Below are 21,924 nucleotides of genomic sequence, written 5' to 3'. Positions count from 1 at the left end.
ATTACTCCATCCTTTTAATATAGTTTCTCTATTACTTCTTCATCTATTTTAAAAGCATGACTAGAATCTGGAAAAACTTTATCTTTTACTTCCCTAGAATATTCATTAAAGGCTCCTATCATCATATCTCCAACTTCACAGTATCTTTTTACAAACTTAGGAGTAAATTCTTTAAACATACCTAACATATCTTGATAAACCAATATTTGTCCATCACACTCAGCACCAGCACCAATTCCTATTGTAGGTATTCCTATTTCTTTAGTTATTAATTCAGCTAATCTATGTGGAACGCACTCTAAAACAACTGCAAAAGCTCCAGCCTTCTCCACCGCCTTAGCTGATTCTAATAAAGCTCTAGCTGCATCCTCACTTTTCCCTTGAACTTTGAATCCTCCCAAAGCATTAACAGATTGAGGTGTTAATCCAATATGAGCCATAACTGGAATTGATGCCTTAACTATAGCTTCTATTCTGTCACACATATCAATTCCACCCTCTAGTTTTACAGCATGTGCTCTTCCTTCTTTTATTAATCTTCCTGCATTTACTACTGCATCATGAATACCACTTTGATAAGACATAAAAGGCATATCAGCAACTACCAATGTGTTTTTAACCCCTCTTGATACAGCTTTTGTATGATGTATCATATCCTCTACAGTAACTGATAATGTATCTTCATATCCTAAACAAACCATTCCAAGAGAATCTCCAACTAGTATTCCATTTACTTCACTTTCATCAACTAACTTAGCTGTTGAATAATCATAAGCAGTTAGCATGCTAAGTTTTTCCCCTTTATTTTTACTTTCTCTAAATGTAACAACTGTATTTTTCATTATTCCTCTCCTAAAAACATCTCAATATTTTCGTAATTTCTATTTTTATTTTTTCTTTTAGCAATTCCTAAAACTTCCTTTGAAAGAACCTTGTAGAGTTTTTGATCATTTCTATTTAAAACTTCACAGTGCTTTATAATTGTATCTAAATCTCCTCTTTCTAAAGGACCCGTAAGACTTTCTACTATGCTATTTTCTTTAATATTATCAATATTAAAGCTTATCAATGGGTATAAAGCATCCTTTGCCTCATCCTCATAAAAACCACATTTTGTTAAATTTTTAATAGAACATTCAATAATACCTAATACCAAATTACTACACATGACAGCTGATGCATGATATAAGGCTTTATTGTCTCCACATATAATTTGAACTTTATTTCCTAAGTTCTCAAATAAGCTTTTAAAATAATTCAAATATTTTTTATGGCCTTCTATAGTTATAAAAGCTTCTTTCAAAGTTTTGTAGGAATTGAATTTATCAGAAATTGCGAATAATGGATGAATTGAATAAGGATACGCATTGTATTCACTTATATTAGAAAAGACATTAGATGTTAGAGAACCACTACAATGACAAATAATTTTACCATCTATAGATACTTCTCCACATTTAGACAACTCTCTTATTTCTTTCCAAACAATAGGTATAGAATTATCCCCTGTTGTTATAAAAATAATATCACTCATGTTAATAAGATCTTTTAACTTTAGAAATTGTTTAGTTTTAGTAAAATTCGCAGCTCTATAAGATGAGTCTACAGTTCGACTAAAATAACCTAATACATTTAAATTATTCTCTTTAAAATATTTTCCAAAGGTAAATCCAACCTTACCTGCACCAATAAAACCTATTCTTATAATTATCACCTCCAAAAAGAGTGCAATATTATCTTCTTATTTCTATTGAGTGTCTAAATTAAACATAAATATAAATAAATTAATGGTATGACTTATAAAAAAATATCATCCACCTAAAACACTATCACTATTTACAATTTTTATCAATATTTCAATAAAAAGTTTAAATTATCTGAAAATTCTATTTCATTCTATAAATTCTTTGTTATTGCTTTAAAGTTTAGTTATATCTTAAATCAGAGCTGTTTTCTAATATATGGTTTACAAACTTAAAATATAGTCACTAAATAAAAAGCATATGATTTTTTTAATATTTCATTAACTTAAAGGATTTTATATTTTTTTGTAGTAATTAATACTCTATAAATAATTTTGGAGGATTTGACATGAAAAATATAAAAAGATTTATATGTATTTTTTTACTTTTAATATTTTTAATCCCATCTACAAAAGTCTTAAGTCGTGCAGGTGGAGGGGGAGGAGGAGGCGGAGGTGGTGGAGGCGGTGGTTCCTCTTCTAGTAGTTCTTCAGGTAGTGGTTCATCATCTGGTGTTGGTTTTATAGGGATGATTGTTTTCTTAGGTGGATTCTTGTTTATAAATAAAAAAAATAATTCTATTTCTACCGTTACACTTATATCAAACAGAAAAAAAATACTAGCTGATTTAAATGAACTTGAAATAAATGATCCTGCTTGGAATTTTTGCGAAATAGAAACTCAAATAGAAGATTCCTTTCCTCTTATTCAAGAAGCATGGATGAATAGAGATTATTCACCGGTTAGACATCTAATGACAGAAGATTTCTATAACACTCATACAGTAAAAATGAACTGGATGGCTTTACGTGGTGAAAAAAATATATTAAAAAACATAAAGTTAAAAAAAGTTATTCCTATGGTTGCAGTGGAAAATGATGAAAATGGAGATGACTATATCTGGGTTTTATTGGAGGCTAGAATGATTGATTATACTATTAATGAAAAAGATAATATTATAACCGATGGTGATCCTTCAATGGGTAATAGTTTTCAAGAGTTTTGGAAATTTATAAAAAAAGATGGAAAGTGGCTAGCTGATACAATTCTACAAATTGATGAGGTTTCTCCTAACTTCTTTAATAATCAAAAAAAATAAGGAGTTCTCATCAAAACTTAATAATAAAACTTATTTTGATACAACTCCTTATTTTTAGGCTCTGTTTTGAACTAATATTGATATTATAAGATAATCAACACTCACTTAAAACAGAGCTTTACTTTTATTCTTCTTTTAATTCATCTATAAATTCTTGTGCCTTTATTTTTAATGGGCTATCTTCTTTTAGCTTTTGTAATCCAATGTTAATTCCTTCTTTATCAAGAACTAATCCATCTGTAGGAATATACCATTTAACCCTCCTACAATGCTGCATAGGAAGTCTATCTATTCCGACTTTATCGAATATAGGTTCAAATCTATATGGACTTGTTACTTTTCCAACTCCAACAATAGTGAAGCTACCATCATGAGAATTTATTTGTTTTAAAATAAGTATATCTCCTACCTTAACTTCTTCTGCAAACTTTTTAATTAAAGAACTTTCTTTTTCTAATAGTTCATATTCTTCTTTGTTGTCAAAGTAATTACCTTTATCCCCAGGGCCAACAATAGCAACTCCCAAATCAAAGAATATGTCTACTAGGTTTGTGTTACCTATCTCTGCTGATATTTGCCAATAATTCATATTCATTACCTTCTTTCATACCAATTAATATAAAACACTTTTTTATCAACAAAGTAAATATACTTTATAAAATATTATACTCTTTTAATGCTAATTTGTTTAGCGTTGCTTTTAAAGTAAATCCTATTTTTATTTAATATTAAGTTTATATCTGGTTTACGAGCTATATATAAATTAATAATTTCTTGAAGTATAATCTATGACCTAGTGATTTCTTAAATATGAACAAACATAAACTATAACTTCTCTTATTCTATTTAGTTCACTTTCCTTGTTTTTCTTTCTCCATATAGTTATATAATCACAGAACCAAAGTTCTAATTCCTCTGCTAACTTAATCTTGTCTATTTCTAATAATCTTTCTCTTCTAAACTCTTCTTCTAATAAAACTAAGAAGAATTTATCTATAAGTTCCCATCCTTTAGCTGATATTATAAAGCTTTGCATAGCTTCTTTATCATCAACATTTCTAAGAAGCTTGGTAAACTCTTTTCTTACTTCAACAGCATCCTTATAACCTTCAAATACCTTCTTAGAATCTATATTTTCAATCTCTTCTCTGGTTTCTTCTTTTTCTTCAAATTTTTCTTTCCATCTAACAAGTTCTCCCCAACCAGCAACCTGATTTTTAGATAGCTTATCCATAAGAGAAACAACATTCATAGACATATCTCCAAACTCTATAAGAGAAATTGATTTAAACATATCATTAAAATCTCCTTCTTCAGGATTCCATGAGATAGCTGCTCCATATGCCATAGATGGTATTGAGTTAGCTAATAAGTTTATATTTCCGTAGTCTCCCCAGTTAGTATTTAAAACACCTATCGCTCCATATTTCTTTCCATGAGAAACCATTCTGCTTATATTACTAAATGAACCTTCCATAAGATTCATCATCATATTCCATCCACCAACACCTGGACAAACATACTGAATCTTATTATGCTCTGATATTATTTTAGTTGCTACATCATTAGCTTGTGGATGATAATTCCATGTTAAGCAAGTTAAATCTTCTGGTATATCCTTCAAAAGTTCAGGATATCCAACTATTATGTCGCCCCAAAACATAACCTTTTTATTACACTTTTTAACAATTTCATATACTTTATTTAAAAAGTCAGTATATATCTTTCCTACTCCAACTTTTTCTGCAAGCTCTTTACTCTTTCCTTTACCTAAATCAAAAGTTTCATCACAACAAATATTAAATTGCTCTGAACTAAATAGAGGAATAAACTGCATAAGCATATCCTCAACAAATTTTATGCTTTCTTCCTTAGTAACGTCTAAAGTATGATGTGCCATTCTATCCACAAAAGAATATTTTTCATCTCTAACTTCTAACTCACATAAATCTTTAAATGACTCTGTTCTTAGTGCTTCATATAAATGACCAAATGTTGATAATGATGGAACTAACTCAATGCATCTTTCATTACAATATTGATCTAATATTAATATTTCTTCTGCTGTTAAAGGATCTTTATCCATCCATACTTCACTCATACCTTTAAAGGCAAAAGTATGCTCAATATATAACTGAAGCTGATTTAATTTATAAAAAGCAGCTTTATCTACCAATTCTTTTAAAGTTTCTAAAGTAGGAACCTTTCCCCTTGTTACATCATGATAGAACCCTCTATGAGCATAAAATGGTTCATCATTTATATCTAAGCAAGGAATACATGCACCATATTCCCTTATTAACTGCTTAAGAGTTTGCCCACCATAGAATAATCCTTCTCTCATTCCTTTTATAATAATATTGCTTTCACATACAGATAAATTATATGCTTCCTTATTATCAAAAATATTACTTGTAAGTATAATTGAATTCTTATAATCTTTTTCACTAAATAATTTATTTATATTAACCTTAAAACCTAAATATTTTTCTATCTCCTCTTGAATAGAAAGTGCTAGTTTAAGTTCATTAAAGCTAAGATTATTACTTATAATAATTTCACAATCTCTTTCTATTAAAAAACTTCCTTCTTTTTCAACAATATTCTTTGGTCTTGGTATTAAGTGCATAATTGCTTCCCCCTCATAATAAAGAAATAAAATATTCACTTTATTCTTTTAAAATTTCATAATATAATTAACCTAGTTAAAGGTTTACTATAATTATATATCAATAAAACTTAATTTTAAGGAAGTATTTTGCCTTAAATTAACACAATATTGCTTTAAGGAGATATTTATGAGTAATTATATATATGAAAATCACATACATAAAGATCCAAAGTTTCCTATAATATTTCATTGTGACCACTTAAATTCTAATCGTCCAAGCTTCCTTATGCACTATCATGACAGTATAGAAATTCTTTATTTTCTAGATGGTATTGGCAAAATATATTGTAATAATAAAATTATACAAGCCTCTACTAATGATATTGTTATTATTAATTCAAATGAACTACATTCAATAGAAACTATTAATGAATACTGCAAGTATTACTGCTTAATAATAGATAAAAGTATATTAGATAAGGATATATTCCCTGAAAGCTCTATTTTTAATAATTTAATAACTGATAACTTTATAAAAACTAAATTTATATCAATAGACAATGAATTTAAAAATAACAATATGTTTTTTAAAGAACTTATCAAAAGTGAGGTTATTCAAATATTAATTCATCTTCATAGAAACTATATTCAAAAAGAAAATATTAATGTACCGACCAAAAATTCAAATAAAATAGATATGATAAAAGAAATAATATTGTTTATTAAAGAAAATTTTAATACCCCCATATCCATAGATGATATTTGTACTCATGTTTCATTTAGTAAATATTATGTTTGCAGAACATTTAAAGAGATTACAGGTAGTACTATTTTAGACTATATAAATTATATACGCTGTTATAACGCTAAGAATTTAATGCTTTATAAAGGGTATAATATTTCTGAAAGTGCTTATAAGAGTGGTTTTAATAACTTATCATACTTCTCCAAAACCTACAAGAAACACATGGGAATACTTCCATCTAAAGATAATATTACCTAATTAAGAGTATATTGAAGCATAGGAAAGATTTAACCATCTATTATTATAAGATTTTGAATTTTAATTAATAATATTTACTAATTAATTTGATTAATTTACGTAATAGTAATAGAATATTTTCATAAAACAAAACTTTAAAAGAAGGTGTACACATATGTTAAGCGAAAATTTATTAGAAAAACTTAATGAACAAGTTAATTTTGAATTTTATTCATCATACACTTATTTAGCAATGGCTGCTTATGCAGAATCAGTTGATTTAAGTGGATTTGCAAACTTTTTTAGAGTTCAAGCTCAAGAAGAATTATTCCATGCTATGAAATTCTATGATTACATATTCCAAAAAGGTGGAGTTGTTAAATTAGAAGCAATAGAAGGTCCAAACCTAGAGTTTAACAGCATAATAGAAGCCTTTCAAAAAGGATATGAGCATGAACAATTAGTTACTAAAAGGATATATGGACTTGCTGATGTTGCTTTTGAGGAAAAAGAACATGCTACTATGAGTTTACTTAATTGGTTCATAGATGAACAAGTTGAAGAAGAAAACAATTTCCATTCACTACTAAAAAAGGTTAGAAGATCAGAAGGAAATCCTGCTGCTCTTTATATGATGGATGATGAATTAGCTACAAGAGTATTTACTCCTCCTACAACTACAAAATAATTTTATTATTAGCTATGAAAACTTTTGATTATTCACTTGTTTTTATAGCTATTTTTCATTTTTTAAGTGGAAATTTTATGGGAAATCATTGAATTTTTTATAAAAAAACATTTCAAATTTTAACAATCCTTTCTAATGTAAATGTTTCATAAAACCTATTTCATTTCTTTTTTTAAATTCCTTTACAGCAATACCTAATGGTGCTACTATTAAGCTTATTAAATTTAAATATTTTGTGTACACATTAATATTTTATTAATATTTAATCAATTTAAACGTAATTATAATATTTTTAAAATTAAAGGAAGTATTTAAAATGAGTACTAATAAGAAATCTATTAAAAAAATCACATTAGGAGGATTTCTAATTGCATTAGGAGTCGTCTATGGAGATATTGGAACCTCTCCTCTCTATGTTATGAAATCAATAATAAATGGAAACGGGGGATTAGCTAGTGTAACCCAAGATTTTATCCTTGGTGTACTCTCTCTTATATTCTGGACAATGACTTTATTAACGACAATAAAGTATGTTTTAATAACTTTAAAAGCAGATAATAAAGGTGAAGGAGGAATATTTTCACTTTATACACTAGTTCGTCGTAGAGCTAAATGGCTTATAATTCCTGCCATGATAGGCGGTTCTGCCTTATTAGCAGATGGAATGCTTACACCTGCTGTTACTGTTACTTCATCTATAGAAGGATTAAAAGTACTTCCAAGCTTTAATAGTATTTGTGGAAATAATCAAGATATAATCATAACAATCGTTATAATAATCTTAAGCTTTTTATTTTTCATACAACACTTTGGAACTGAAATAGTTGGTAAGATTTTTGGACCTGTAATGTTTATTTGGTTTGCATTCTTAGCTATTATTGGAATAGCTAATATGTCAGATAGCCTTTATCTTTTAAAAGCACTATCTCCATATTATGCTATAAAAATATTATTTAGTCCCTATAATCATTTAGGATTCTTTATACTAGGTGGTGTTTTCTTATCAACAACTGGAGCTGAAGCACTTTATTCTGATCTTGGACATGTTGGAAGAAAAAATATTTACCTCACTTGGCCTTTAGTTAAGTTATGTTTGCTTCTTAACTATTTTGGACAAGCAGCCTGGATTCTATCAGTTAGAGGCGATAAGCATTTAAATACTGTAGAAAACTTAAACCCATTTTTTCAAATGATGCCTCATTGGCTTTTATTATTTGGGGTAATAATTTCAACTTTAGCTGCTATAATAGCTTCTCAAGCTTTAATTTCAGGTTCATACACCTTGGTTTCAGAAGCAATTAAGTTAAATCTATTCCCAAGACTTCAATGTCTTTACCCTTCAAACTCTAAGGGACAGATTTATATGCCATCTATAAATAAAATATTATGGATTGCATGCATAGCTATAGTCTTATATTTTAGAAGTTCTGATAATATGGAAGCTGCCTATGGTCTTTCAATAACAGTTACAATGCTTATGACATCAATACTACTATTTAACTATTTATTAAATAAGAAAACTCCAAAACCAATTGCTTTAATTGTATTACTATTCTTTGGAACTTTAGAAACCTCCTTTTTAATATCAAGTGCTGTTAAATTTGAAAAAGGTGGATTTGTGTCTGTTTTAATAGCTTTATGCATATTAAGCATTATGTACATATGGATAAAAGGACATTATATAAAAATGAGTTTATTAGATTATGTCCCTATAGAAAACTATAAAGAACAGTTAAAGGAACTTAAAAATGATTTAGATAGACCTAAATATGCTACAAACTTAGTTTATCTTACAAGTTCTGAAAAATCTAAGAGAATAGAGAGAAAAATCATGTACTCTATTTTAGATAAAAGGCCTAAAAGAGCAGATGTATATTGGTTTGTAAATGTAGTTGTTACTGATGAGCCTTACACAGCAGAATATACTGTAAACACCTTTGGTACAGACTATATTGTAAAAGTACAGCTTAAACTTGGATTTAGAGTTAATCAAAAGCTTAATGTATTTCTTCGTCAAATAGTTGGTGAACTTATGGATAATGGAGATATTAGAGTTCAAAACAAAAAATACTCTACCCTACCTCACAGAAGAGTTGGAGATTTTAGATTTACTTTAATAAATGAAATATTATCATCTGAAAGCCATATAAGAACATTAGATTCAATGGTTATTAGAGCAAAACTATTCATAAAGAAATTTACAGTTTCTCCAGCCAAATGGTTTGGTCTTGAATCAAGTGAAATAGAAATAGAAAATGTTCCTCTAATAATAGGAACCACAGAATATACAGAATTAACACGTGTTCATAAGTAATATTTAAAAGGCTATGCTTTAAATAAAAACATAGCCTTTTATAAAATAAAAATACTCAATTAAAAAGTAGTTATTAAAACTCTCTTATTCTTTCATCTCTCATTCTTTTGTTTATATAGTTTGCAAATCTCATTTTAAATCTTTCAAACTCCTTTAATTTATAGAAGTTATTTAAATCAAAAGTTAAGAACAGTGTGTCCATTATTAAATAACATAAATCATTTAAGTTATTCTTATTTTCTTCCTCTACCTCTAAGCTATCAGCTTTTAACTTTAAATCTCCTATTTGATTTTGAAAGTTTTCTAAATTACTCATTACAAAGTCTTCACTAAATCCTTCAAAGTTTTTATTTACTAATTCCTCTATAAAATCAACGTAGTTTTTATTTACTTCTACGTATTCTTCATAAATGTTTACTAATTCCATTTTTTCACCTCATATAGTCTTATGGTATATTTATAGATTCTACTTTAAACACTGCTGACTTTAGATAGAAATATAAGCTAATCTTAAAAATTTACTGAAATCAGCACATCTTTAAAATAAATCTATTTTCTAATACTTTACTTAATTATAAACTATGCTATTTGTAATTGTCTAACCTATTTATCTAAGCAGTGCATATGTTCTTTTGCATCTTCACCCTTCACTAAATATGCTTGACCTTTTGAACAGAATATGGAGGTTGACGTATAATCTATATCAGAATTTCTATCATAGCCTCTCTGTTCAATTACTTCCTCTTGATTATGACACAAATCATATCCATCAAATTTTAAACTTAGGCCACCTTTACCTTTAGTAAAGCTTTGAAACTCCATTCCATAATTTATAAAAGTAGCTACAGGGCCTCTTCCTTCTATTATAGCTCTATCATTTTTAATTAAAGGTTCCTTAAACTCACCATTTAATTTTTGAATATCAGTCATAACTCTTCCTATTAGATTCATATCAACATCTATTTTAAACTTATAAAATGGCTCTAAAAGAATATTTTCTCCACTTTCTAATCCCTGTCTTAAGGCTCTCTTAGTTGCTTCCCTAAAATCTCCACCACTAGTATGCTTATTATGTGCTCTTCCAGTTAAAAGTATAATATTCATATCTGTAATTGGAGAACCTGTTAGTATTCCCCTATGCTCACATTCAAAAATATGAGTTCTAATTAAATTTTGATTCCCAGTAGTTAAATGATCTGCATGACATTTATTTTCAAAACTTATTCCAGAATTTCTAGTTGAAGGTTCAAGTTTTAAGTGAACTTCGCTGTAATGGCCTAATGGTTCAAAATGACCATACCCTATTAAGCTTTCTCCAATTGTCTCTTTATATAAAATCTCTGGTGTTCCAAATTCAACCTCTTCATTAAATCTACTTTTCACAACTTCTTTAAGTACTTCTATCTGAACTTGCCCCATTATATTTACATGAATTTCTTTTAATCTCTCATCCCAAGTAACCCTAAGACTTTTATCTTCACTCTCCAATATCCTAAACCAACCTAGAACATCTTTTGGATTTAATCCCTCTCTATAAATTACTTTTGATTTTAAAGTTGGAATCATATCATATGAATCTATATTTTCCATTCCTATTCCATCACCTGATTCTAAATCTTTTATACCAGAAACTCCAAATATTTCTCCAGCAGTTATGGAATTTACAAGTTCAAATTTATTTCCATTATAGCTTCTTATTTCATTTATCTTTTCTCTTATCTCTTCATTTTCTTTTAAATAAACTAATTCTTCCTTAGTTTTTAGACTTCCTTGTAAAGCCTTTATAAATGTTATTCTAGTATTTCTTTCATCATATCTAACCTTGAATACTCTCCCTTTAAACTCTCCCATTTTAGAGTACTCTGTGTATGTTAAATTATGAAACCAATTTATAAATTCAACTAATCCTTTATCTAAAAGAGCTGATCCACTAAAACAAGGTGTTATTTCTAGATTTTTAATCATGGTCTTTAAACTTACTAATGCCTTTTTATTATCTAACTCACCTTCTAAATATAAATTTAAAAGTTCATCATCTTTCTCCGCTATTTCTTCTAAAGTCTCTTCTGTTAGTTCCTCTTCACTACTATTAAAATACACTGCATTAGAACTTAACTTACTTTTAATTTCGCTAATAGTAGAAGTAACATCCGCGCCTTCCCTATCAATTTTATTTATAAATATAAAACTTGGAACATTATATTTATTTAAAAGCTCCCATATAGTTTCTGTATGTCCTTGTACACCTTCCACAGCACTTATAATAAGTATTGCATAATCTAACACACTTACAGCCCTCTCCATCTCTGGAGAAAAATCTATATGTCCAGGAGTATCTATAAGATAATATTCATCCTCTTCAATGTTAAATTTGGCTACTTCTGAATATATGGTTATACCTCTTTCCATCTCTATTTCATTATTATCTAAATAAGAGTTCTTATGATCAACTCTTCCCCTACTTCTTATACTTTTTGTATGATATAATAATTGCTCAGAAAATGTTGTTTTCCCACCATCAACGTGAGCTAAGATTCCTATTGTCTTTCTCATAGTATTCCTCCACTATTACGTTTCAAAAATATCATAATACCTTTACTAAATTACTTTTATATGGTATAACAATTAATATTTAATATAATTTATATTTTTTGTTAACATATATCTTATATCATACAATATACTATATAGATTTAACAATATTAAGTCAGAGGGGGCTTGGAAGAATGAATACATCTATTGCATATATAGGTACTTACACTAATGGGGCTAGTGAAGGTATATATAGGTTATCCTTAGATAATGATAGTGGAAATGTAATCGAACTATCATTAGTAGCTAGATTTGGTAACCCAACTTACTTATGCATAAATAAAAACAAATTATATACAGTAGGAAACCCATTTTCTTTAGATACTTTAGGAGGCGTAGCTTCTTTTCATATAGAAGAGGATTATTCCTTAAAATTAACTGGTGCTAGCTTATTACAAGGAAAAGCACCATGCCATATAAACTTAATTAATAAAGATGAGAAATCATTTATTATTTCAAGTAATTATCATGAAAAATCAATAAATACTTATTCTTTAAATGATTCATTAGATATTGATACAAGTTTATCATCATTTGTACATAAGGACAATTCTAAAATGCACTACTCTACATTAACACCAGACGGTAAATTTATATGCTCTACTAATCTTGGAATGGATAGAATAGAACTATTTAGAATTAATAACGGAAATAAACTTACTTATTTAGATGATTTAAGTTTTCAATGCACAAAAGGCTGTGGCCCTAGACATATAGAATTTTCAAAGAATGGAAAATTTGCATATGTAATATGTGAAAATAGTTCTGAAATAATAATACTCAAATATCTAGGTGAAGAAGGATTTAAGTTAGTTCAGTACAATCATGTTCTACCTAATGGATTTGGAGGCGAAAACTATGGTTCAGCCATTAAAATAACATCTTGCAACAGTTACTTATATGTATCAAATAGAGGTTTCAATGGAATCACTGCATTTAGAATAAATGAAGAAAGTGGTCTACTTTCACTAATAAACCACTATAGCTCATATGGAGATTTTCCAAGAGATTTCACATTAAGTCCTTGTGAAAAATTTTTATTAATAGCAAATCAAAAATCAGATAACTTAACAATTTATTCAAGAAATTCTGATGGAACTTTAAAACTTATAAACAAAGAAATTAATGTTCCAGCTCCAACTTGTATAAAATTCTTGTAAAAAATGGGAAGAATATGTTCTTCCCATTTTTTATATACACTTAACTTCTCCATCTAAAAATAAAGTTAAACATCTGTTTAAATATCTACCATCTATATTTTTAATACATATATCTTCTATATATGCTTTAACACATATTTTATCTTCTTCTAACAATCCCTCTATACAATATCCATCAATCTCACAAGGAATTACTATAAATGCACTATCATAGCATTCAAATCTTGCAGAATGAATAGATTCCAATTCGTTATCAGCTGTATAAACAATTAAATCCTCAGTTTTAAATTCTACTATTAATTTGCATCCACTTAAATTTTGTCCTTCATAAGAAGTTTTTTCCTTTGTATCTATAGCTCTAACACTTATTATTTTCACATTTGAACTTATACTTTTTATATATTTAGCATTAGGTTTTAGTGATGGAATTTTCAGCTTCTTTGAAACTGTTGTTTCTTTAAAATAAATAGGATTACTTGGAAGTTTTTTAGCTAACCCTATAGTTTTTATACTACTACACCCTTCAAAACAGGCTTTTTTATTTTGTCTAAAGCAAGCAGGACAAAGTTCAACATCTAAAAATAAAGCTAAGCATATATCAAGACTCCTCTCATTAAAATTTACCATACATATATTTTCAATATATGTATTTACTCTTATAAATTCAGGAGAATCAATTTTATTTTCAAGCACTATATATTTGCAAAATTCTTTTTTCTTTCTAAAAGAGTGAAGAGACTGTTCTAATTTCTTGGATACATATATAATATTATAATTTATATATCCACTTACTATTAGCTTATATCCAGTTAATCCTTGTCCTTCTAAGGAAGACCCAACTGGTGTTTCTATTAGTTTTTTATCTTCTATTATTACCTTTGCATCAATTCTCGTTATGCTTTCTATATCAGGCTTTTGTGAAGGAACATGAAATCTTTCTTCTGAAATAAACTGAGTAAAAGTTGTTGGATTATCTGGAAACCTCTTGTTTTCATATATATAATCAATCTGTTTATTCAAATTAGTATAGTCACATGGTAATTTATTATACATATAACTCACTCCTATTTTTAATATTTCCACTCCTTATAAAGACTATATTCCGCTTTCAATTAAATAGACAACATTAAAAAACATTCTGTTTCCCTCTAATTCTTCAAAGTAAATATACTCTATTTCACCTACTAAAACTATCTTGCAATAACATTCATCAACTATATCTGGAATAACAATATAGTTACATAAAGGAAGTTCTATAGTAAGTTCATATATATTACATTCCTCCTCATATCCTATATAGCACACTCTTAAACATAGATACGATGGTACTATTAATTTCTTTCCCGTAATCATCTGATTTTCATTTGAAACTCCAATAGGTGATTCTACTATTTTGTACTCCCCAAAGCTTATATCTCCTTGAACATCTATAATCTCCTTAACCTCTCTTAAATAATCATAGAAATCAATTATGCCATTAAAATTACTTTCCTTAAAACCAGCTAAAATTATATCTATAGCACATTCATTGCTTGTAGCAACTAGATTCCTAATAAAACCTTCTAAAAAATCTCCACTAAACTCTAAAGAAGCTAAATTTACAAGTTCTATAGGACATGGAATACATACCAATCTGACCTGAAACTCTATATTTTTTGTCTCTCCAGCTAATATAGTTCCAAGGTTAATTCCATTTTCTAAATCTGCTCCAGTAACTATTCCTATAGAATCCCCAATAAATGACCCTTCAACAAACTCTGTTCCCCTAGGAATATTATCAAAAAACATTAAATTAGCTACATCTATAGGAGAATAATTTGTTATTTCAAAACTATAGGTTATTATTTCACCTAATGATATCTCTTCTACAGAACAATTTTTAAGTATAACAATTGGTACAACAAAAATTTCAACAAGGTTAGAATCATCTATAGCATCAACTGGTGCTTTATTTGGATCAACTATATAGTTATAATTTGTACTAGCTATATTAGGTATTGGATTGGGATTTGGAACTTCTAAAATTAATAGTCTATAGGTTATAGTTATACTTTCATTAGGCGCCACTGGATTTGTTAAATGTATCCCATTATCTAAATCACCAGTATAAGAAACATTTACATTTAATGATCCAGCAACTAATCTTGTACTAGCCCTAACTGGATCTGTAATAACAACATCCCTAGCATCTACATTTCCACTGTTTGTAAATGTAATTTTGTATTCAACTTCTTCACCTACTTGAACAACATACCTATCACTAGATTTTAATACTGGCTCAAATTCAGCATGATTTATTTGTGTAAATACAGTATTTGACTCTCTTGCTGCACTTACTAATCCTTCTAACGAATCAACTTCATAATCATAATTTACTGTAGCAGAATTAGGAAGAGGATTTGTATCTGGTATATCCGTAGCAATTATTCTATAGCTTATATTAGCCGTATCCCCTGGTGCTAATGGACTGGTTAAATTTATTGTTGTTGTTGGATCACCTGTAAAACCAACATCCCCACTAATACTTCCTGGTACATAACTTGTCTTATTAGCTATAGGATCAGTTATAACTATATTTTCCACATCTACATTACCTGTGTTGGTAAAGCTTATAGTATATTCTATTTCTTCATTTACATCTGCATAGACTTTATCTACACTTTTTGATACTGGTTCTAAATCTCCATGATTTATTTGAGTATAAACAGTATTAGAATCTATTAAATCAGATACATTAGGATTACCTGGATCCACATTATATTCGTATTCTAGAGTAGCAGTATTTGGTATTGGATTAGGAGTTGGTATTTCAAAAGCTCTTATATTAAAAGTTAATATTACGTTTTCTCCAGGAGCTATTGGATTATTAAAACTTATAAATGTGGTTGGATTTCCAGAAAAGGTTACATTAGAACTTATACTTCCATCGACATAATTAGTTCCACTAGGTATAACATCCATTAGTTCTACATTGACTATATCTATATTCCCAGAGTTAGTAAAACTTATCGTGTAAGTTATATCTTCACCAATATCAGCAAGGCTTTTATTTACAAGCTTTACAACATCAGCTACTTCACCATGTCTAACTTCTGTAAAAACCTCATTAGAGTCTAAAGTAACCTGAACTGGATTTTCAGATGGATTTACTGTATATTCATAATCTAGACTAGCACTATTTGGGATTGGATTTGGATTTGGTATCGAATCTATTAATACTCTAAATGAGATTGTAGCACTTTCAGTTGGTCCTAGTGGATTATCTAATATTATTGTACTTGTTGGATCTCCAGTAATACTAACATTAGAAGAAATACTTCCTCCAACATAGGTAGTACCATTTGGAATTATATCTGTAATTACTATATTCTCAGCATCTACATTCCCAAAATTAGTGAAGTCTAAAGTATAAGTTATTTCATCTCCTATATCTCCATATGGTAAATCTCTAGTTTTAGAAATAGAAGTTATTTCCGCATGTCTAACTTCTGTGGAAACACTATTTGAATCTCTACTTTCATTAATGGTTGTACCAGAAGAATCATAGCTATAGTCAACAGTAGCTATATTTATAATAGGATTTGGTGTTGGAATGCTATTTACAATTAAGTTATAACTTACAGTAAATAACCCACCTGGAGCTAAATTATTATTTAAACTTATAGAACTTGTAGGATCTCCTGTTATTAAAACATTAGAATTAATACTCCCTGACACATAACTCGTACCATTTGGTATAGGGTCAGTTATAACTATATTTTCCCCCTCTACTGTTCCAGTATTAGTAAAACTTATAGTATAAACTATCTCTTCTCCAATATCAGCAAATGCTTTACTACTAATTTTTATTGGTGAAATATCAGCCATTTCTTCACCTCCTTAGTTAAACTCCACTTTCAACTATATAAGTTATACAATAATGTATAGTTCTTTCATCAACAAGCTCATAACTTATATTCTCAAATTCATATGAAACCTCTATATCACATGGCTTGTATTCTAAGTCTGGTAAGACTATATAATCACATAAAACCTTATTTTTATTAACTGTATTTATGCTTTGTTCCCTATTTAAAGCCACATACTGTAAAAATAAATTTAATTCACTATAAATTGAAAGCTTTTTACCCTTTAGTTCTTGATTACTAATATTTTTACCTATAGGTGTTTTTATAAACTCATATTTTATACACTCTAAACAAGCTCTTAAATCAACTATTGATTCAATATCAAAGGCATCTTCATCAAGCGTTATTGTTCCTTCTTTTAGTCCTTGAGTAAAACCTATTCTCTTTATATTGATGGAGCACTGATTGCTTCTATTATTAGGAACTCTACTTATAATTCCTGGTTGAAATTCTGCTTCATAATAAGCACTAGCTACATTAACCAAAGGTTCTTCACATGGAATTTCTATCAATTTTACTTCAAAAGAAATTGATTTACTGCTTTCTGCAGGAATTGTACCTATTAAAACTCCGGTTAATAAATCCTTCTCGTTTACCAAATTTAAGAATGCTCCATTAAATGAACTATCTACATATTCTACTCCATTAGGAATATAGTCATAAAATACTACATTATTAATTTCAACTTCAGCAGTATTAACTATGGTTATTGTATAAGTTATAATGTCACATAAGGCAACCTCTTCTGGCGAACAGTTCTTAATCAAGTAAACTGGGTTAACTCTTACTTCAACTAAATTAGAGTCTACGGCACCTTGAACTGGTGGTTCTAAAGGGTTAACTATATAATCATAAGTTAAAGTAGCAATATTAGGAATAGGATTTGGATCTGGTATTTCATTTACTCTTAATCTATAAGTTACCGTTACAGTTCTTCCTGGAGCTATTGGTGCTGTTATGACTATTCCATTATTTAAATCACCTGTATAAGGTGCACTTACATTTAAAGAACCTGGTACGTAGCTTGTTCCACTCCTAACAGGGTCTACTATAGTAATATTTTGAACAGATGTATTTCCTGTATTAGTAAATGTCAAGGTATATTCAATTTCTCCAAATACATTAACAAAGTCGGTATTACTACTCTTGTTTAATGCCAATATTTCCCCATGATTTACTCTCGTATTTACAGTATTAGAATTATTAGTGACAACTATTGGATTGTTATTTGGCTCAACTGTAAATTCATAATTTACACTTGCTGAATTAGGCATTGGATTTGGTGTTGGGATACTATCTACAGAAACATTAAAAACAACAAGAACAGTCTCACCTGGCAAAACAGGATTGGTTAGAGTTATACTTGTATCAGGTGTGCCACTAAAAGCAACATTGCTAGTAACTGTTCCATTTTTATAAGATGTTCCATTTGGAATTATATCTACTAATTCAACATTATTTGCTGGAACATTACCAGAATTGGTGAAACTTACACTATAAGCTAATTCATACCCTAAATCCGCATAAACCTTATCAACTGTTTTAGATATACCAGATAGACTAGCATTTCTAACCTCAGTTAATACGGTATTAGAATCCATAATGTTATTTATAGGAGGTGTCGCTGGATCTACAATATAGTTATATGAAACTTGTGCCAGAGAATTTATTGGATTTTCACTTGGAATACTATTAGCTCTTACTCTATAAGTCAAAGTTACAGTTTCTCCAACTGCAACAGGACTTGTTAAATTTACGCTACTATTTGGATTTCCTGATATTCCTACGTTAGCTGCCAATGATCCATTTACATAATTAGTTCCAGGTGGAATTAAATCAGTTATGCTTACATTAGAAAGAGGAACATTACCTGTATTGGTAAATTCAACAGTGTATTCTATATCCTCTCCAATTGCAACATAGTTTTTATCAACACCTTTAGTTAAAGTTATTTCTCCATGATTCACCTGTGTTGTAACTGTTTGAGTATCTTGAGAGTCAGTCACTGGAGTCCCTAAAGGATCTACCAAATACTCATAGTTTATTGTTGCCATATTTGAAATTGGATTAGGTGTTGGAACTTCAGTAACTAAAACTCTAAATAAAAAGCTAACAACATCTCCACTTAAAACATCATTTGTAATATTTATAGTTCCAGTTGGATCACCTGTAAATAAAACATTTGAAACTAGGCTGTTAGCTACATAAGTAGTTCCAGGAGGTATAGAATCAATTAACTGAACATTACTAGCTTCAATATTTCCACTGTTAGTAAAGGTTATTGTATAGGTAATTTCTTCTCCAACCTCAACATATGATTTATCAACTTCCTTGTTTATATTTGATAAATCTGCATTTCTAATTTCCGTTTCTACAATATTTGAATCATGATTATCAGTTGTGGGGTTGCCAACTGGGTCTACTAAATATTCATAGGATACATTTGCTTGATTTTGTATTGGATTTTGGATTGGTATTTCATTTACTAACACTTTGAAACTTAAAGTTACACTTCCACCAGATATCAATGGATCATCTAAACTTATAGTACTTGTTGGATCTCCAGTTACATTTACCGTGCTTGTCAGCGAGTTTGCTACATAGGTAGTTCCATTTGGAATAGCATCAGCAATAACTATATTATCTGCATCTATATTTCCAGTATTATTAAAAGTTATTTCATAAGTTATCTCTTCTCCTACATTAGCATAATCCTTATCTACATTTTTCTGTACATCTGATAAATCTGCATTCCTAATTTCTGTACTAACAGTATCTGTAGTTGTGTTTGTAAGATTTGGTATAGTTATATTCCCTATATTTTCTATAGGATTCGGATTTGGAATCACTCCACTTACTTGAACTTGCCAAGATATTGTTACTGTTTCTCCTGGATTGATTTGAAGTATGGTTAACCCACTATCTGGAGCTGTTCCTGAGTAATTTGAATCAACTGATAAATTTCCAATATAAGTGGTTCCAGTAGGAGTACTATCTTGAAAGAGTACATTTTCTATAGTTAAGGTCCCAGGATTATTAAGTGTTACTGTATATGTTATTATTTCATCTACATCTCCATAAACCTTATTAACATCTTTATCACTAACTATTTGTGTATCTTCTATAATTATTTCATAGTCCTCAACTTCTCCATCACTTGCTGGTCCAAAACTTCTTTGATCCTCATCTGTAGCGCCTCCAGTATTGGTTAAACTATCAGTCGTAACTCTAACTCTAACAAATGTATTTCCAGGATCTAATGGTATTGTAGGATTTGTAAAGACTAAATTTATACTTTGACTTGAAGGGCTAGTCCCTACAGTAGTAGTAACACCTTCATTTGTCTGAAATACTCCATCTTTATTAAAATCTATCCATGCATATACATTAGCTGTACTTCCAGTATCATTCAACACAGAAATCGGTAGAGTATAGCTACTTGCATTCGAAGCTATATTGGTTAAAGGAAATGTTACTCCATCATCTTGAATTCCTTGAAATGTATCATCACCTAATGCATTAGTATCTTCATATGCGTCTACTTCTGCTGTAACTTGAGTTCCTAAAGTCAATATATTTATAATCCCATGTCTAGGCCCATCACTTTCTAAAAGAGTCCTATAATTTCCAGGTCCTTGTGTTGTTGTATCTGTATCTGGAGCATCACCATAATCTGTTAAAATACGTGCATTTACACAAAATGCTCCATCATTATTATTAGAGCTTGCAGATTTTGAAAATACTTCACTTGTTGCACTACTTCCATTAATAGTATATCTATAGACAACACCTGTGCTATTTCTAATAGCATATAAATATCCATCAGCATCACTAAAAACAGCTCCAAATAATCCATCTGGCGAAGGACTAGTAGATAAGATTGTTCTATCCCCTGTAGCTACATCTACTTTAACAACATTTCCATTTGTCGCTCTAACACTATACAATGAATTATCTAGCGGGTTATACGCCCAATCATAAATATCTATTCCACCTGGATCTAAGAGAATTCCATAATTAGATGTTTGTTCTTCATAGTTATTGGTTGAATCTACTAACTTTAAATAAGTTGGTGAGTCTGGTATTAAATCTATCACATAAAACCTTGCTCTATCGGTGTTATAAAGATATAAATATCCCTTATCATCCATTCCACCAACGTTATATCCAGTATTAGCAAGTCCATTAGGATATGTTAGAATTGTTATATTTCCCAAAGAGTCAATCCTAACTAAATTCATATTATCTTGGTCGAATCCATATAAAAATCCATCTAAAGTATTATATCCTATAGCATTTACACTTGTTGGAGGATTTAACCCACCTTGAGGTACTGATTCTCCAGTTATAAGATCTATGTTGTACCATGTTGTAACAGGTGATCCTGCAAATTGAATAGCAGTGGTGTTACATGGTAATGTATTAGTATTAATTTCATGTCCAAAATTAATATCTGAGATAATGTCATTATTATCTATATTGCTCTGAGTTATGTTTATGGGAACTGTCCTTGGAGTGTTTGACTCTGTAAAACCTGTTGGCTGAGTAAATACTGTTGGAGGACATGTTCCACCAGGGTCTGAAACTGTTTCATAAACTAAATAATCTCCTGCAACAGTTATATTTATAAAAGAATAAGTTCCATCTATATCACTTGGAGTACTTATACAAGTTCCATTTAAAGAATCATATAAAACTAAATAAGCTCCACTTATGCCTGGTTCACCTACATCATATTGAGAGTTTTTATTTAAATCATTAAAGACTATTCCTTGAATTTGGGCTGACAATACTCATCACTCCTAAGTATGCATATTATATAAATCAT

The 21,924-nt window shown here is 29.2% G+C and carries 14 protein-coding genes; 5 read left to right on the top strand and 9 right to left on the bottom strand.

Features of this window, described 5'->3' with window-relative positions; genetic code table 11:
• Positions 1 to 14: 14 nt before the first annotated feature.
• Positions 15 to 842 (bottom strand): 3-methyl-2-oxobutanoate hydroxymethyltransferase, encoded by an 828-nt coding sequence (panB, locus tag ACQZHJ_RS08240; RefSeq protein WP_430485073.1) that lies wholly within the window; start codon positions 840 to 842, stop codon positions 15 to 17.
• Complete coding sequence (locus ACQZHJ_RS08235) at positions 842 to 1,714, bottom strand: Rossmann-like and DUF2520 domain-containing protein (protein WP_430485071.1); 873 nt, start codon at positions 1,712 to 1,714, stop codon at positions 842 to 844. Before ACQZHJ_RS08235 ends, panB begins: the two co-directional genes overlap by 1 nt.
• A gap of 377 nt (positions 1,715 to 2,091) precedes the next feature.
• Between ACQZHJ_RS08235 and ACQZHJ_RS08230 the strand changes: the two genes are divergently transcribed.
• Positions 2,092 to 2,841 carry a Tim44 domain-containing protein gene (locus tag ACQZHJ_RS08230; protein ID WP_430485069.1) on the top strand — a complete coding sequence of 250 codons (750 nt, stop codon included), beginning with the start codon at positions 2,092 to 2,094 and terminating at the stop codon, positions 2,839 to 2,841.
• 124 nt (positions 2,842 to 2,965) lie between these two features.
• On the opposite strand, the gene ACQZHJ_RS08225 is transcribed toward ACQZHJ_RS08230, so the two are convergent.
• Together ACQZHJ_RS08225 and ACQZHJ_RS08220 are read right to left on the bottom strand one after the other, a co-directional pair.
• A complete protein-coding gene (locus ACQZHJ_RS08225) occupies positions 2,966 to 3,430 on the bottom strand; it encodes a hypothetical protein (protein WP_430485068.1) in 465 nt (154 codons plus the stop codon).
• A 204-nt stretch (positions 3,431 to 3,634) separates the two neighbouring features.
• Positions 3,635 to 5,470, bottom strand: a complete 1,836-nt coding sequence (locus tag ACQZHJ_RS08220; RefSeq protein ID WP_430485067.1) for a beta-N-acetylhexosaminidase — start codon at positions 5,468 to 5,470, stop codon at positions 3,635 to 3,637.
• A gap of 169 nt (positions 5,471 to 5,639) precedes the next feature.
• Here ACQZHJ_RS08220 and ACQZHJ_RS08215 point away from each other — a divergent pair, with 169 nt between their 5' ends.
• From ACQZHJ_RS08215 to ACQZHJ_RS08205, 3 genes are all read left to right on the top strand, one after another.
• Positions 5,640 to 6,455 (top strand): AraC family transcriptional regulator, encoded by an 816-nt coding sequence (locus tag ACQZHJ_RS08215; RefSeq protein ID WP_430485066.1) that lies wholly within the window; start codon positions 5,640 to 5,642, stop codon positions 6,453 to 6,455.
• A 154-nt stretch (positions 6,456 to 6,609) separates the two neighbouring features.
• The gene (locus ACQZHJ_RS08210; protein ID WP_430485065.1) at positions 6,610 to 7,122 is read left to right on the top strand and encodes a ferritin; all 513 of its coding nucleotides are present in this window, start codon (positions 6,610 to 6,612) and stop codon (positions 7,120 to 7,122) included.
• 316 nt (positions 7,123 to 7,438) lie between these two features.
• Positions 7,439 to 9,436 (top strand): KUP/HAK/KT family potassium transporter, encoded by a 1,998-nt coding sequence (locus ACQZHJ_RS08205; RefSeq protein ID WP_430485064.1) that lies wholly within the window; start codon positions 7,439 to 7,441, stop codon positions 9,434 to 9,436.
• A gap of 73 nt (positions 9,437 to 9,509) precedes the next feature.
• On the opposite strand, the gene ACQZHJ_RS08200 is transcribed toward ACQZHJ_RS08205, so the two are convergent.
• Positions 9,510 to 9,863 carry a hypothetical protein gene (locus ACQZHJ_RS08200; RefSeq protein ID WP_430485063.1) on the bottom strand — a complete coding sequence of 118 codons (354 nt, stop codon included), beginning with the start codon at positions 9,861 to 9,863 and terminating at the stop codon, positions 9,510 to 9,512.
• Positions 9,864 to 10,039: 176 nt separating this feature from the next.
• Positions 10,040 to 11,989, bottom strand: a complete 1,950-nt coding sequence (locus ACQZHJ_RS08195) for a GTP-binding protein (RefSeq protein ID WP_430485062.1) — start codon at positions 11,987 to 11,989, stop codon at positions 10,040 to 10,042.
• Positions 11,990 to 12,162: 173 nt separating this feature from the next.
• Here ACQZHJ_RS08195 and ACQZHJ_RS08190 point away from each other — a divergent pair, with 173 nt between their 5' ends.
• On the top strand, positions 12,163 to 13,188 hold the full coding sequence (locus ACQZHJ_RS08190) for a lactonase family protein (protein ID WP_430485061.1): 1,026 nt from the start codon (positions 12,163 to 12,165) through the stop codon (positions 13,186 to 13,188).
• A gap of 30 nt (positions 13,189 to 13,218) precedes the next feature.
• On the opposite strand, the gene ACQZHJ_RS08185 is transcribed toward ACQZHJ_RS08190, so the two are convergent.
• Genes ACQZHJ_RS08185 through ACQZHJ_RS08175 form a run of 3 tightly spaced genes read right to left on the bottom strand, consistent with a single transcriptional unit; the run spans position 13,219 to position 21,886 of the window.
• Positions 13,219 to 14,241, bottom strand: a complete 1,023-nt coding sequence (locus ACQZHJ_RS08185) for a DUF3794 domain-containing protein (protein ID WP_430485060.1) — start codon at positions 14,239 to 14,241, stop codon at positions 13,219 to 13,221.
• A 42-nt stretch (positions 14,242 to 14,283) separates the two neighbouring features.
• Positions 14,284 to 17,055, bottom strand: coding sequence for a DUF7507 domain-containing protein (locus tag ACQZHJ_RS08180; protein WP_430485059.1), 2,772 nt, complete (start codon positions 17,053 to 17,055; stop codon positions 14,284 to 14,286).
• 16 nt (positions 17,056 to 17,071) lie between these two features.
• Entirely contained in the window at positions 17,072 to 21,886 is a 4,815-nt protein-coding gene (locus ACQZHJ_RS08175; protein WP_430485057.1) for a DUF7507 domain-containing protein, read from the bottom strand.
• Positions 21,887 to 21,924 lie beyond the last annotated feature (38 nt).

Origin of the sequence: Clostridium sp. B9 (genome assembly GCF_050509515.1) — a bacterium.
GTDB lineage: Bacteria > Bacillota > Clostridia > Clostridiales > Clostridiaceae > Sarcina.
Note: the sequence above shows the minus strand (reverse complement) of the source record. Positions and strands in the feature narration are given on the sequence as shown.